This is a genomic window from Ruegeria sp. CH8, assembly GCF_056536985.1.
The window spans coordinates 65,275-78,121 of record NZ_JBQFQR010000011.1 but is presented as its reverse complement, the minus strand read 5'-3'; the positions used below and the strand labels follow the sequence as shown (position 1 = coordinate 78,121).

The window sequence follows — 12,847 nt, the reverse complement described above, 5'->3', positions numbered from 1 at the left end:
CAGGCCGGGGCGCGCCTCAACGACAATACGTTTTCACCTTTCACAGCAGAGGCCGGGTTTGTAAGGTCGCGCCCGGAATACGCCAGAAGGGGGCCGCTCTTGTCCACAGTCACGCCGATGATGGCGCAATATCTCGAGATCAAAGAGGCCCACGCGGACGCCCTGCTGTTTTACCGCATGGGCGATTTCTACGAGATGTTCTTCAAGGACGCGGTCAACGCGGCCGAGGCGCTGGACATCGCCCTGACCAAGCGCGGCAAGCACAATGGCGAGGATATCCCGATGTGCGGCGTACCGGTGCATTCGGCCGAGGGCTATTTGCTGACGCTGATCCGGAAAGGGTTTCGCGTCGCCGTATGCGAGCAGATGGAAAGCCCGGCAGAGGCGAAAAAAAGAGGCTCTAAATCGGTGGTTCGGCGCGATGTGGTGCGTCTGGTGACGCCCGGCACGCTGACCGAAGACGCGCTATTGGAAGCCCGCCGACACAACTTTCTGGCCGCCTATGCCGAAGTTCGGGATGAGGCCGCGCTGGCCTGGGCCGATATCTCAACCGGTGCGTTTCACGTGATGCCTTTGACCTCGGTCCGCCTCAGCCCTGAACTGGCACGGCTGGCCCCGTCCGAGTTGATCGTGGCCGATGGGGTGCAGGACAAGCTGGGTGAACCAGTGCGCGATCTGGGGATTTCGCTGACACCTATTGGACGCGCCAGTTTCGACAGCACAGCAGCGGAAAAACGCATCTGCGGTTTGTTTCACGTGGGCGCGCTGGACGCGTTTGGGTCGTTTGGTCGCGCCGAGGTTTCGGCAATGGGCGCGTTGATCGACTATCTTGAGATCACGCAGAAGGGCAAACTGCCCCTGCTGCAAACGCCTTTGAAGGAATCCGAGGATCGCGTGGTGCAGATCGACGCCGCCACGAGACGCAATCTGGAACTGACCAGGTCCCTGTCCGGCGGCCGCGCCGGTTCGTTGCTGTCGGTGGTCGACCGGACCGTGACACCGGGCGGTGCGCGGTTGTTGGAACAACGGCTATCCAGCCCGTCCCGCAATCTTGACGTGATCCATGCGCGGCTGGACGCGGTGAGTTTTGCCGCCGAGGACAGCCTGACCGCCTCGGACCTACGTGAAGCGCTGCGCAAAACACCCGATCTGGACCGCGCCTTGTCTCGCCTGTCGCTGGACCGCGGCGGCCCTCGTGATCTGGCCGCCATCCGCAACGTGCTCACCCAAGCCGCTGCCATTGCCGGGATTTGCGAAGGTCAGGATCTGCCGGTTCTGCTGGCGACCGCCCTGCAGAACCTTGTCGGCTTTGATGATCTGCTGAACCTGCTGGACGAAGCGCTTGTCGCCGAACCGCCCCTTCTGGCGCGCGATGGCGGTTTTATCGCCCCCGGCTTCGATACAGAACTGGACGAAGCGCGCACACTGCGCGACGAAGGCCGCTCGGTCATCGCCGGGTTTCAGCAGAAATACGCAGAGCACACCGGCATCACCTCGTTGAAGATCAAGCACAACAACGTGCTGGGCTATTTCATCGAAACGACGGCCACTCATGCCGAGAAGATGCTGAACCCGCCCCTCTCTGAGACCTATATCCACCGCCAGACCACCGCCAATCAGGTTAGGTTTACGACTGTGGAACTCTCCGAGATCGAGACCCGTATCTTGAACGCGGGGAATCTGGCACTTGAGATCGAAAAGCGGCTCTACCAAAGGCTTTCTGACGATATTTTAACCCTCGCCGCTCGCCTGAACCAAGCCGCCCGAGGGCTGGCCGAGCTGGATTTGACCACGGCGCTGGCTGATCTGGCACGCGGAGAAAACTGGTGCCGACCGCAAGTCGATACGTCTCGCGCTTTCGATGTTCAGGGAGGCCGTCATCCGGTCGTGGAGCATGCGCTGCGTCAACAAAATGGCGATGCCTTCATCGCCAATGACTGCGATCTGAGCGCGGATCAAGGCGCCGCGATCTGGCTGCTCACCGGTCCCAACATGGCTGGTAAATCGACCTTTCTGCGCCAGAACGCGCTGATCGCGCTGCTGGCGCAGATGGGCAGCTACGTTCCCGCAGAACAGGCCCATGTCGGCGTGGTCAGTCAGTTGTTCAGCCGCGTCGGCGCCTCTGACGATCTGGCCCGGGGCCGCTCGACCTTCATGGTCGAAATGGTTGAAACCGCCGCCATCCTAAATCAGGCCGACGACCGCGCGCTGGTCATTCTGGACGAAATCGGGCGGGGTACGGCCACCTATGATGGCCTCTCAATCGCCTGGGCCACGCTTGAACACCTTCACGCCGCCAACAAATGCCGCGCGTTGTTCGCCACCCACTACCACGAATTGACCGCGCTGGCCGGAAATCTGGAGGGCGTCGACAACGCCACAGTTGCCGTCAAGGAGTGGGAAGGCGAGGTGATCTTCCTGCACGAGGTCCACAAAGGCGCCGCGGACCGGTCCTATGGTGTACAGGTCGCGCAGCTGGCTGGACTGCCCGCTTCGGTCGTTGAACGTGCCCGCGTGGTTTTGGATCAACTGGAGAAAACCGAACGCGAAGGCGGCAAGCAGAAGGCCCTGACCGACGACCTGCCGCTGTTCTCGGCTGCCCCTCCACCACCACCTCCGGCGCCCAAAGCCTCACCTGTCACGGATATGCTGGATGACATCCTGCCGGACGAGTTGACCCCGCGCGAGGCATTGGATCTGATCTACAAACTGAAAGAGGCGGCCAGAACCTGACCGCCTCAACACTTCTCAGTTGTAAAGCTACTTAGCTTGCAGGCGTCGAAGATACGCCAACCTGCGCCGGGCGCAGCAGGCGGTCGTGCAGCATGAAGCCTTCGGCCGAGACCTGAATGATGTCACCGGCACGGGTGCCCGGGACAGGCGCTTCGAACATCGCCTCGTGAATGTTCGGATCAAACCGATCGCCGACTTCGGGTGTGATGACCTGAATCCCGTGCTTTTGGAACACGTCCTTAAGCGCGCGCATGGTCAGTTCGACCCCTTCCAGCAGGCCGGCAGCAACCTCTTTTTGCTCATCGGTCGCTGCCTCGAGCGCGCGCTTCATATTGTCGTAAACGGGCAGCATGTCGCGGGCCAGTTTCGACCCACCATAGTTTTCCGCATCGCGACGCGCCTTGTCACCGCGTTTGCGTGCGTTCTCGGCATCTGCCAGCGCGCGCATGAACTTGTCTTTGTAGTCATCGCGCTCGGCGCGCAACTCATCCAGTTCCAGCGCTTCGTCGCTGATTTCAGCAAATTCCTCGGCCAGTTCTTCCGCTTCAGCGGCCATGATATCGTCCAGAAATTCTTCGTTCTTGGGCTCTGCCATCTCTTACCCTCTAGCTCCGGTCGGATATCAGCTTTCCGACCAGTTGCGCCGTATAATCCACGATCGGCACGATCCGTCCATAATTCAGACGCGTGGGTCCGATGACCCCGACCGCACCAATTATCTTTCGATCAGAGTTCATATATGGAGACACCACCAAAGAGGAACCCGAAAGTGAGAAAAGTTTGTTCTCAGAACCGATAAAAATGCGCACACCCTCTCCTTCTTCGGTCAATTCAAGGAATTCGGCGATGTCGCGCTTGCGTTCAAGATCGTCAAACAGGCTTCGGATACGGTCCAGTTCCTCTTCCTGACCGGGTTCATTCAGCAGATTCGCCCGCCCACGCACGATCAGACGGGCCGAGTCGCCGCCGTCCCCGTCCCAGGCAGCCATACCGCTTTCAACCATAGCACGCGCCAGCACGTCGATCTCTTGCTTGCGCGCGTCGATCTGGGTCTGCATCTGACGGCGCACTTCGCCCAGCGTGCGCCCTTCGATCAGCGCATTCAGGAAATTTGCCGCCTCACGCATCGAACTGGGCGTCTGCCCAGGGGGCGGTGTGAACAGTCGGTTTTCGACATGACCATCGGCGAACACCAGAACCACCAAAGCGCGGTCATGCGCTAACGAGACAAACTCGATATGTTTGATCTCGGATTCATGCTTGGGCGTCAAAACCAGAGACGCCCCATGTGTCACGTGTGACAATGCCGACCCCACCCGGTCCAGCATTCCGCCCACGTCGCCCGCATTAGAGCCTAATGTCTCATCCAGTTTCTGTCTGTCATCCGCGCCCAGGTCACCGACCTCAAGCAGCCCGTCGACAAACATCCGCAACCCCTGCTGCGTCGGAATCCGCCCGGCACTGACATGAGGGCTGTCGAGCAGGCCCAGAAACTCCAAGTCCTGCATCACATTGCGCACGGTCGCGGCGCTAACTTTCTCTGACAGGGTGCGCGTCAGGGTGCGGCTGCCAACGGGCTCACCGCTGTCCAGATAACTCTCAACGATCAACCGGAACACCTCGCGTGACCGGTCATTCATCTCGTTCAGAATTTTACTTGCTTCGCTCATCGGCGGTCCCCTACTGGGTCGTCATTAAAACGCAGGCAAATGAAAGATCAATCGGGGTTGCATCGTAACGCCGCGGGGCGTTATCCCCAAGCCAGCAAACAAAGGAATTTCCATGCGACCCTCAGGACGTGATCTAAACGAAATGCGCGCTGTTTCAATCGAAACGGGCTTTACCAAACATGCCGAAGGTTCCTGCCTGATCAAAATGGGCGACACCCACGTGCTGTGCACTGCCACGATCGAGGATCGCGTGCCGCCGTTCATCAAAGGCTCAGGCCTGGGCTGGGTCACCGCCGAATACGGCATGCTGCCACGCGCCACCAACACCCGGATGCGGCGCGAGGCCGCCAGCGGCAAGCAAGGCGGCCGAACCGTGGAAATCCAACGCCTGATCGGCCGCGCCCTTCGCGCTGGTGTGGATCGGGTTGCGCTGGGTGAACGTCAAATCACCGTCGATTGTGACGTGATCCAGGCCGATGGCGGCACGCGCTGCGCCTCGATCACCGGCGGCTGGGTTGCGCTGCGTCTGGCGGTCAACAAGCTGATGAAAGCGGGTGACGTGATCTCAGACCCCTTGGTCGACCCGGTCGCTGCCGTGTCATGCGGTATCTACGCCGGTCAGCCGGTGCTGGACCTCGACTATCCCGAAGACAGTGAAGCGGGCGTCGATGGTAACTTTATCATGACCGGCTCCGGCAAGTTGATCGAAGTGCAAATGAGCGCAGAAGGTTCCGTCTTCAGCCGCGCCCAGATGGATCAGCTGATGGATCTGGCCGAAAAAGGTGTTGGTGAACTGGCCGCCGCGCAAAAGGCCGCCACCGTATGACCCGTAAGTTCGACAGCGACAGGCTGCTGGTGGCCACGCATAACAAGGGCAAGCTTGAGGAGATGGCGCATCTCCTCGAACCCTTTGGCGTGACAGTTGTTGGTGCCGCAGAGATGAACCTTCCCGAACCGGAAGAGACCGAGGACACTTTCGTCGGCAACGCCCGGATCAAGGCTCATGCGGCGGCCAAGGCGACCGGCCTACCTGCCCTGTCGGACGATTCCGGCATCACCATCGACGCGCTGGACGGCGCGCCCGGCGTCTACACCGCAGATTGGGCCGAAACCGACAATGGCCGCGATTTCCTGATGGCGATGACCCGCGCGCATAATGAACTTGAGGCGAAAAACGCCGCCCATCCCCGCACTGCACAGTTCCGCAGCACGCTGGTTTTGGCCTGGCCCGACGGGCATGACGAGGTGTTCGAAGGCATCGCACCCGGCCATCTTGTCTGGCCGATCCGGGGCGAAGGCGGGTTTGGGTATGACCCGATGTTTGTCCCCAACGGATACGACATTACCTTTGCCGAAATGGATCGCTGGGAAAAGAACAAGATCAGCCATCGCGGCCGCGCGGTGGAGATGTTCGTGAAAGGCTGTTTTGGCGGATGATTGGCGCAACGGGGGCTTTGGCCTGTATGTGCATTGGCCTTTTTGCGAGGCCAAATGCCCCTATTGCGATTTCAACAGCCATGTTTCACATAATATTGATCAAAAACAATGGCTTAACTCTTATCTAAGTGAACTTCGCCGTTCGGCCGCCGAAACACCCGACCGGGTGTTAAATACGATCTTCTTTGGCGGCGGCACCCCGTCCCTGATGGAGCCCGACACCGTCGCCGCCGTGATCGACGAGGCCCGCGCCCTCTGGCGCCCGGCCAATGACATGGAAATCACGCTCGAAGCCAATCCGGGCTCGGTTGAGGCTGGCCGTTTTGCCGCTTATCGCGACGCTGGCGTGAACCGTATCTCGATGGGCGTGCAAGCCCTGAATGATGAAGACCTGCGCCGTCTCGGCCGCATTCACTCCGTGGCCGAGGCTCGCACCGCCTTTGACATCGCCCGCAATTGTTTTGACCGGGTCAGTTTCGACCTGATCTACGCCCGCCAACATCAGACATTGGATAGCTGGCGCGCGGAACTGACCGAGGCGCTGTCGATGGCCGTCGATCACCTGTCGCTGTACCAACTGACCATCGAGGAAGGCACCGCATTCGGTGATCGCTACGCCATCGGAAAACTGCGGGGCCTGCCCGAGGATGACAGCGCCGCCGACATGTATCTGGCCACGCAAGAGATTTCTGAAGCGCACGGCCTGCCCGCCTATGAAGTTTCAAACCACGCCCGTCCCGGCGCGGAGTCGCAGCACAACCTGATCTATTGGCGCTATGGCGATTATGTCGGTATCGGACCCGGGGCGCATGGTCGTATCACGCTGAACGGTCGGAAACTGGCGACGGAAACCTACCTGTCTCCGAATGCCTGGCTGAAGGCTGTTGAAAACGGATCCGGAGAAAAAGAGCGTGCCGCGCTTTCATCGCAAGATCAGGCAAACGAATACCTTATGATGGGTTTAAGGATTGCCGAAGGGCTAAATATGGATAGGTTTAACGCCTTGTCCGAGCAACCTTTGCCGCAGAACAAGCTGGCTGATCTGGTCGAACTTGGCATGGTAGAGCAGACAAGCGGGCGGCTGATCGCCACCAAAGACGGGCGCGCGGTACTGAATGCGGTGATCCGGGAATTGTTGGGATAGATGATGCAATATATCTGGGCCATTCTGGGTTTGATCTGCGTCGGGCTTGCGATGGTGGGCGTTGTTCTGCCCCTGTTGCCAACGGTGCCGTTTCTGCTTTTGGCGGCGTTCTTTTTTGCCCGCTCCTCCTCGCGCCTGCATAATTGGCTGATCACGCACCGCTCATTCGGACCGCTGATCGTGGACTGGCAAAGCTCTGGCGCCATTCGTCCAGGGGCAAAAAAGGCGGCCACCGTTTCGATCGCCGCCGTCTTTGGGCTGTCACTTCTGCTGGCTCTGCCCTCACACGTCCTGATCATTCAGGCCGTGGTGCTGAGCGCGGTGATGATCTTTATCTGGACCCGTCCTAACGGCTGAGCTTGGCGCAAAGATCGTCCAGCTGATCCAAGTTTTCATAAGTCAGAACAACCTGTCCGGTTTCGGTTCCGGCCTTGTGATTGATCGAAACCTTCATCGCCAGAATCGCGGAAAGATCCTTCTCAAGCGCACGCGTATCAGCATCCTTGCCCGCGTCCAGGTTTCTGGAGCGCGGAGCAGCTTTGGCCGGATCACCGTTTTGTTTCTTCACCAGCGCCTCGGTCGCACGCACCGACAGCCCGTCCCTCACAACAATTTTCGCCAACTCGGACGGGTTTTCCGCCGTAATCAATGCCCGCGCATGGCCTGCAGACAGCTTGCCTTGGATCACAAGCGTCTGCACATCCAGTGGCAGCGACAGCAATCGCAGCAGGTTCGCGATGTGACTGCGGCTTTTACCCAGCGCTTCTGCCAATTTTTCCTGCGTATGCCCAAACCGGTCCATCAGTTGCTTGTAACCCGCAGCTTCTTCGACGGCATTCAGGTCAGCGCGCTGAATGTTCTCGATAATCGCGACTTCCAGCACTTCGGTATCGTCAAAATCACGGACAATGACCGGAATATCGTGCAGCTGCGCCATTTGGGCGGCGCGCCAGCGGCGCTCACCTGCCACGATTTCATATTCGCTGCCGTTGATTTCCCGCACGATCAACGGCTGAATGATACCTTTTTCTTTGACCGAAGCCGCAAGCTCATCCAGCTGATCCGGCGAAAACGTTCGCCGCGGCTGGTTCGGATTGGCGCGAAGCTTTTCGATCGGGACTTTCATGTCTGGTCGGCGGGGTTCAGACGGGACCAATCCTTCAGTTTCTTGCGTTACATCTGCCATCAGAGCCGACAATCCGCGGCCCAAACCTCTGGGTTTTGATTTCTTGACGGCCACTGAGCCCTCCTCACTGCCGCTCAGGCGGCGGCTTTCTTATTCTTATGAATGACTTCGCGCGCCAGATGCCGATATGCCATCGCCCCCAACGACCCCGAGTCATATTGCAGAACCGGCAAAGCGTAAGACGGCGCCTCGCTGACCCGCACATTTCTGGGTATCTTGGTTTTAAATACCATCTCACCCAGATTGTCACGCGCGTCTTTTTCAACCTGACGGGACAAGTTGTTGCGGTTGTCATACATTGTTAACACAACACCTTCGATTCTGAGGTCCGGATTCGCGGTTTGACGGACCTCTCGTATCGTCAGCATCAATTGCGATAAGCCCTCCAACGCAAAGAACTCGCTTTGCAACGGAACCAGAACGGAATGGGCCGCAACCATGGCGTTTACGGTCAGTAGATTCAAAGATGGCGGGCAGTCAATGAGCACAAAATCCAGCTCAAACTTGTCAATTGGCGTCTGACGCAATGCGTCATGCAATAGATAGCTTCGCTTTTCGTTGGAAATCAGTTCAATATCAGCCGAACTCAGATCAACGGTCGCGGGGATCACAAACAGACCTTCGATTTCGGTCTCTTGCACAACCGCATCAAGCGGAGCGTCATCAAGGATCAAATCGTAGGTCGTCCAGTCCCGGTCTTCAACGCCAAGGCCGGTTGACGCATTACCCTGTGGATCGAGGTCAACAACCAGAACTCTGCATCCTGCTTCAGCCAGACCTGCGGCCAGATTGATCGCCGTCGTCGTTTTTCCCACCCCACCCTTTTGATTGGCAACCGCAATTATCCGGGGCCCTGAGGGACGAGACAGATCAACCACGCGATACTCCTTTGATCCTTAGGATAACAGCTTGGGGTTCAGTTAAACTTGTAATCGGCTCGCACTCGAAATTCCATTCCTCGCGTGCAGCTTCCAGCTCTTTTTTCCAGCTTGCACCTTTCGGCAACAAAGCAATACCGGTTTTTCCTAAATGTCTGTCAGAAAATGACAATAATGCCTTCAGATCGGCAAGCGCCCGCGCAGACAACACCTCTGCCTGCAGCGGCACCACAGTTTCGATTCGCTTTGAAATGACAGCACAATTGGCGCCGCATTCCCGTGCCGCACTGCGCAGGAAGGCCGATTTGCGCTGATCGCTTTCCACGAAAGTGAATTTGGCATCTGGTGCTTCCTCTATGGCCATGATCGCGCAGACCATACCAGGGAATCCGCCACCGCTGCCCAAGTCCGCCCAGGTTTTGAAACCATCTGCACAACGGTAAACTTGTACGGAATCCAGAATATGCCGCGTCCAGATGTCGTTTAAACTGTTGCGGGATACCAGATTGATCTTTGGATTCCAGCGTTTCACCAGATCTACATAGGTCTCGAGCCGCTCGAATGTTTCACGTGAAACACTCAAACCATCAAAGATCTCGGGGCTCATGCCTTGCGTACCTTTTGTTCACGCCTAAGTTTGGCCAACAGCAATGTAAGTGCGGCTGGTGTCACCCCTTCGACGCGCCCGGCCTGAGCAATGTTTACCGGTCGGGCCTGTGACAGCTTCTGTTTCATCTCGGATGACAGGCCTTCCAACGCGGAGTAGTCAAAATCCCGTGGTATTTCATAGGATTCATCGCGTTTCATCGCTTCGACATCCTTTTTCTGGCGCGCAATGTAGTTTGCGTACAGCGCATCCCTCTCGACCTGAAGGCGGATGTTTACTTCGACCTCTTCCAACTCCGGGACAAGAGGAACCAGATCATCAAAAGAAACGTCGGGAAACGCCAACAACGCCATGCCATCCCGGCGATTTCCGTCCTGATTGACGTTGATTCCGACAGCTCGCACCTCTTTCGGCGTATATGTTCGATCGGTCAACTTGGACTTGGCGTCGGTAAGTTTGTCCATCTTTTCGCCGAAACGACTCTGGCGCTCCTCTCCGACACACCCAAGGTCGATGCCTATCGATGTCAGTCGTTGATCGGCATTGTCAGCCCGCAAGGACAGCCGGAATTCCGCACGAGAGGTGAACATACGGTACGGTTCCGCCACACCTCGTGTGGTCAGATCGTCGATCATCACGCCGATGTAGCTATCGGCCCGGGTGAAATGAATGGGATCGCGTCCCAAAACGGCCAAGGCGGCATTCAGTCCGGCCACCAAGCCTTGGGCGGCCGCTTCCTCATATCCTGTGGTGCCGTTGATCTGGCCCGCTAGATATAGACCCGGTGCATCTGGCAAAGACAGAGACGATGTCAGAACGCGGGGATCTACGAAGTCATATTCAATCGCGTAGCCAGGTTGTAGGATTTCGGCTTTCTCCAGGCCCTTGATTGAACGCACATAATCCTGTTGTACGTCCTGAGGCAAAGAGGTCGAAATCCCGTTCGGATAGATCGTGTGATCATTAACCCCTTCCGGCTCCAGGAAAATCTGGTGAGAATCCTTTTCCGCAAATCGAATGATCTTGTCTTCGATCGAAGGACAGTATCTCGGCCCCACCCCATCGATATGCCCCCCATACATGGCGGATCGAGACAGGTTCTTTTTGATGATCTCATGGGTGCGTGCGTTTGTATGCGTGATTCCGCAGGAAATCTGGGGGGCGACAACGGACGTTGAGAGGAAGGAAAACAACGTAGGATCGTCGTCTCCGTCCTGACGTTCAAGATCGGACCAGTCGATTGTCCGACCGTCCAGCCTTGGTGGTGTCCCTGTTTTCAGGCGCCCCATTGGCAGATTAAGACTATCCAAGCGTTCCGCCAGTTTGACCGAGGGCCGATCCCCCATCCGCCCCCCCGGGCTGGACACATCACCGATGTGGATAATGCCTCGTAGGAAAGTTCCCGAAGTCAGGATAACGGCACTAGCGTGGATTTCTGTATCGTCTGCTAACTTGATTCCGACCACCTTAGGACCGTCCATCAAAAAGTCGACGACCTCTCCAACCACGACAGTCAAATGATCCTGCGCCTGCGTCTCCTTTTGCATCGCGGCCCGGTACAACGCGCGGTCAGCTTGGGTTCTGGGACCCTGCACCGCCGGTCCTTTTCGGCGATTCAGCAAACGGAACTGAATGCCAGCCTGATCCGCAACCCGCCCCATGACGCCGTCCAGCGCATCAATCTCGCGCACCAAATGCCCTTTTCCCAAACCTCCGATGGCCGGGTTACAGGACATCACACCGATATCAGAGGCGGACAGAGTGACCAGAGCCGTCTCTACCCCCATCCGTGCGGCAGCATGCGCGGCTTCGGTTCCGGCATGACCCGCGCCAACAACAATCACATCGAACTTTGAATGTTTCACGTGAAACACTCCTTACTTACCCAAGCAGAAGCTGGAGAATATCTCATCCAACAGGTCTTCGACCCCGATCCTGCCAACCAGTGTTTCCAAGGCACGGATCGCCGTGCGTAGTTCTTCAGCAGCGATATCATACAGGTCTGGCCCTGATTCCAGAACCGCCATCGCTGCACCCAATGCCGTCCGGGCATCAATCAACGCGACACGATGCCGTTCGCGAGTTGCAATACCATGACTGGTAGATCGATTACCTAAAACATACGATATATGGGAGATCAGCTGATCAATCCCCTGCCCCGTCTTCCCGGAAATCCCACCGCTACCATCCTTACGGAGATCAGATTTCGGCAGCATCTGAATATCACCGTCCAGCATCTGAACGCCAAGCTCTGACGAATCTTCGGTCAAGAACACCCGTAAATCAGCGGATTCCGCGCGTTTGCGGGCCAGTTCGATCCCAAGATTTTCGACGTGATCCTCGGTCTCGCGCAGACCGGCCGTATCCAGCAGCGTCACCGGCAACCCGGCCAGATCCATCCGAACCTCGATCACATCGCGGGTCGTGCCTGCATATTCCGAGGTGATCGCGGCCTCGCGCCCCGCCAATGCGTTCAGCAAGGTCGACTTGCCCGCATTTGGCAGGCCGACAATTGCCACTTCAAATCCGGTCCGAATGCGTTCGGCAATCTTGACGCCATCCGCCTCACGTTGCAGGTCCTGCATGACACCGGTCACCAGTGTCTGCACTTCTAGTGTGACGTCCGTTGGCACTTCTTCGTCGGCAAAATCGATGACGGCTTCCAACAGTGACGCCGCTCGGATCAGATCACGGCGCCAGCGTTCGGCCAATCCACCCAGTTCCCCGGCCAGAATGGTCTGCGCCTGTTTCCGCTGCGCTTCGGTTTCCGCGTCGATCAGGTCGGCCAGACCTTCGACCTGGGTCAGGTCCATCTTTCCGTTTTCCAACGCGCGGCGCGTGAACTCACCGGGTTCTGCCAGGCGCAGCCCGTCTGTATCCGACAGGCAACGCATCACTGCGTTGACTGAAGCGGTGCTGCCGTGAATTTGCAGCTCGGCCACGTCTTCTCCGGTGAAGCTGGCCGGCCCCTGGAAGGTCAAGATCAACCCGTCATCCAGTCGCGAACCGTCATCCGCATACAAGGATCGAACCCGCATACCGCGGGGCGGCAGCGGGTCGCCGGTCAGGCCAGTCGCAGCAGAATGCGCTAAAGGGCCAGAGAGGCGGATCACCGCCACCCCTGCTTTGCCCTGTGCGCTGGCCAAGGCGAATATCGTATCCATTCGAAGGCCTCGCGTCAGTTAAGACCTG

Annotated in this window: 12 protein-coding genes; 5 read left to right on the top strand and 7 right to left on the bottom strand. The window is 58.0% G+C overall.

Features of this window, described 5'->3' with window-relative positions; all coding sequences use genetic code 11:
- Positions 1-117 precede the first annotated feature (117 nt).
- Positions 118-2,733, top strand: coding sequence for a DNA mismatch repair protein MutS (mutS, locus tag ACR0ER_RS13805; protein ID WP_480769511.1), 2,616 nt, complete (start codon positions 118-120; stop codon positions 2,731-2,733).
- Positions 2,734-2,764: 31 nt separating this feature from the next.
- On the opposite strand, the gene ACR0ER_RS13800 is transcribed toward mutS, so the two are convergent.
- A complete protein-coding gene (locus ACR0ER_RS13800; protein ID WP_170334283.1) occupies positions 2,765-3,328 on the bottom strand; it encodes a nucleotide exchange factor GrpE in 564 nt (187 codons plus the stop codon).
- A gap of 10 nt (positions 3,329-3,338) precedes the next feature.
- A complete protein-coding gene (gene hrcA, locus ACR0ER_RS13795; protein WP_480769437.1) occupies positions 3,339-4,403 on the bottom strand; it encodes a heat-inducible transcriptional repressor HrcA in 1,065 nt (354 codons plus the stop codon).
- 112 nt (positions 4,404-4,515) lie between these two features.
- Here hrcA and rph point away from each other — a divergent pair, with 112 nt between their 5' ends.
- From rph to ACR0ER_RS13775, 4 genes are read left to right on the top strand one after another with little or no spacing between them, the layout of a single operon-like run.
- A complete protein-coding gene (rph, locus tag ACR0ER_RS13790) occupies positions 4,516-5,229 on the top strand; it encodes a ribonuclease PH (RefSeq protein ID WP_480769436.1) in 714 nt (237 codons plus the stop codon).
- The gene (rdgB, locus tag ACR0ER_RS13785; RefSeq protein WP_480769435.1) at positions 5,226-5,840 is read left to right on the top strand and encodes an RdgB/HAM1 family non-canonical purine NTP pyrophosphatase; all 615 of its coding nucleotides are present in this window, start codon (positions 5,226-5,228) and stop codon (positions 5,838-5,840) included. The genes rph and rdgB overlap by 4 nt, the downstream gene beginning before the upstream one ends.
- A complete protein-coding gene (gene hemW / locus ACR0ER_RS13780; protein WP_480769434.1) occupies positions 5,830-6,984 on the top strand; it encodes a radical SAM family heme chaperone HemW in 1,155 nt (384 codons plus the stop codon). The genes rdgB and hemW overlap by 11 nt, the downstream gene beginning before the upstream one ends.
- 3 nt (positions 6,985-6,987) lie before the next feature.
- Complete coding sequence (locus ACR0ER_RS13775) at positions 6,988-7,341, top strand: YbaN family protein (protein WP_480769433.1); 354 nt, start codon at positions 6,988-6,990, stop codon at positions 7,339-7,341.
- Here ACR0ER_RS13775 and ACR0ER_RS13770 read toward each other — a convergent pair.
- The 5 genes from ACR0ER_RS13770 to mnmE are packed head-to-tail and all read right to left on the bottom strand — an operon-like array spanning position 7,331 to position 12,819.
- The gene (locus ACR0ER_RS13770; protein ID WP_480769432.1) at positions 7,331-8,224 is read right to left on the bottom strand and encodes a ParB/RepB/Spo0J family partition protein; all 894 of its coding nucleotides are present in this window, start codon (positions 8,222-8,224) and stop codon (positions 7,331-7,333) included. The genes ACR0ER_RS13775 and ACR0ER_RS13770 overlap by 11 nt on opposite strands.
- Before the next feature lie 20 nt (positions 8,225-8,244).
- Entirely contained in the window at positions 8,245-9,048 is an 804-nt protein-coding gene (locus ACR0ER_RS13765; RefSeq protein WP_480769431.1) for a ParA family protein, read from the bottom strand.
- A complete protein-coding gene (gene rsmG / locus ACR0ER_RS13760; protein ID WP_480769430.1) occupies positions 9,041-9,655 on the bottom strand; it encodes a 16S rRNA (guanine(527)-N(7))-methyltransferase RsmG in 615 nt (204 codons plus the stop codon). Before rsmG ends, ACR0ER_RS13765 begins: the two co-directional genes overlap by 8 nt.
- Positions 9,652-11,520, bottom strand: coding sequence for a tRNA uridine-5-carboxymethylaminomethyl(34) synthesis enzyme MnmG (mnmG, locus tag ACR0ER_RS13755; RefSeq protein ID WP_480769429.1), 1,869 nt, complete (start codon positions 11,518-11,520; stop codon positions 9,652-9,654). The genes rsmG and mnmG overlap by 4 nt, the downstream gene beginning before the upstream one ends.
- Positions 11,521-11,532: 12 nt before the next feature.
- Positions 11,533-12,819 carry a tRNA uridine-5-carboxymethylaminomethyl(34) synthesis GTPase MnmE gene (mnmE, locus tag ACR0ER_RS13750; protein ID WP_480769428.1) on the bottom strand — a complete coding sequence of 429 codons (1,287 nt, stop codon included), beginning with the start codon at positions 12,817-12,819 and terminating at the stop codon, positions 11,533-11,535.
- Positions 12,820-12,847 lie beyond the last annotated feature (28 nt).

Bases quoted from the DNA above. Each gene is read 5' to 3' on its own strand.
- mutS (WP_480769511.1), top strand. From the start codon at position 118: ATGATGGCGCAATATCTCGAGATCAAAGAGGCCCACGCGGACGCCCTG.
- ACR0ER_RS13800 (WP_170334283.1), bottom strand. From the start codon at position 3,328: ATGGCAGAGCCCAAGAACGAAGAATTTCTGGACGATATCATGGCCGCT.
- hrcA (WP_480769437.1), bottom strand. From the start codon at position 4,403: ATGAGCGAAGCAAGTAAAATTCTGAACGAGATGAATGACCGGTCACGC.
- rph (WP_480769436.1), top strand. From the start codon at position 4,516: ATGCGACCCTCAGGACGTGATCTAAACGAAATGCGCGCTGTTTCAATC.
- rdgB (WP_480769435.1), top strand. From the start codon at position 5,226: ATGACCCGTAAGTTCGACAGCGACAGGCTGCTGGTGGCCACGCATAAC.
- ACR0ER_RS13775 (WP_480769433.1), top strand. From the start codon at position 6,988: ATGCAATATATCTGGGCCATTCTGGGTTTGATCTGCGTCGGGCTTGCG.
- rsmG (WP_480769430.1), bottom strand. From the start codon at position 9,655: ATGAGCCCCGAGATCTTTGATGGTTTGAGTGTTTCACGTGAAACATTC.
- mnmE (WP_480769428.1), bottom strand. From the start codon at position 12,819: ATGGATACGATATTCGCCTTGGCCAGCGCACAGGGCAAAGCAGGGGTG.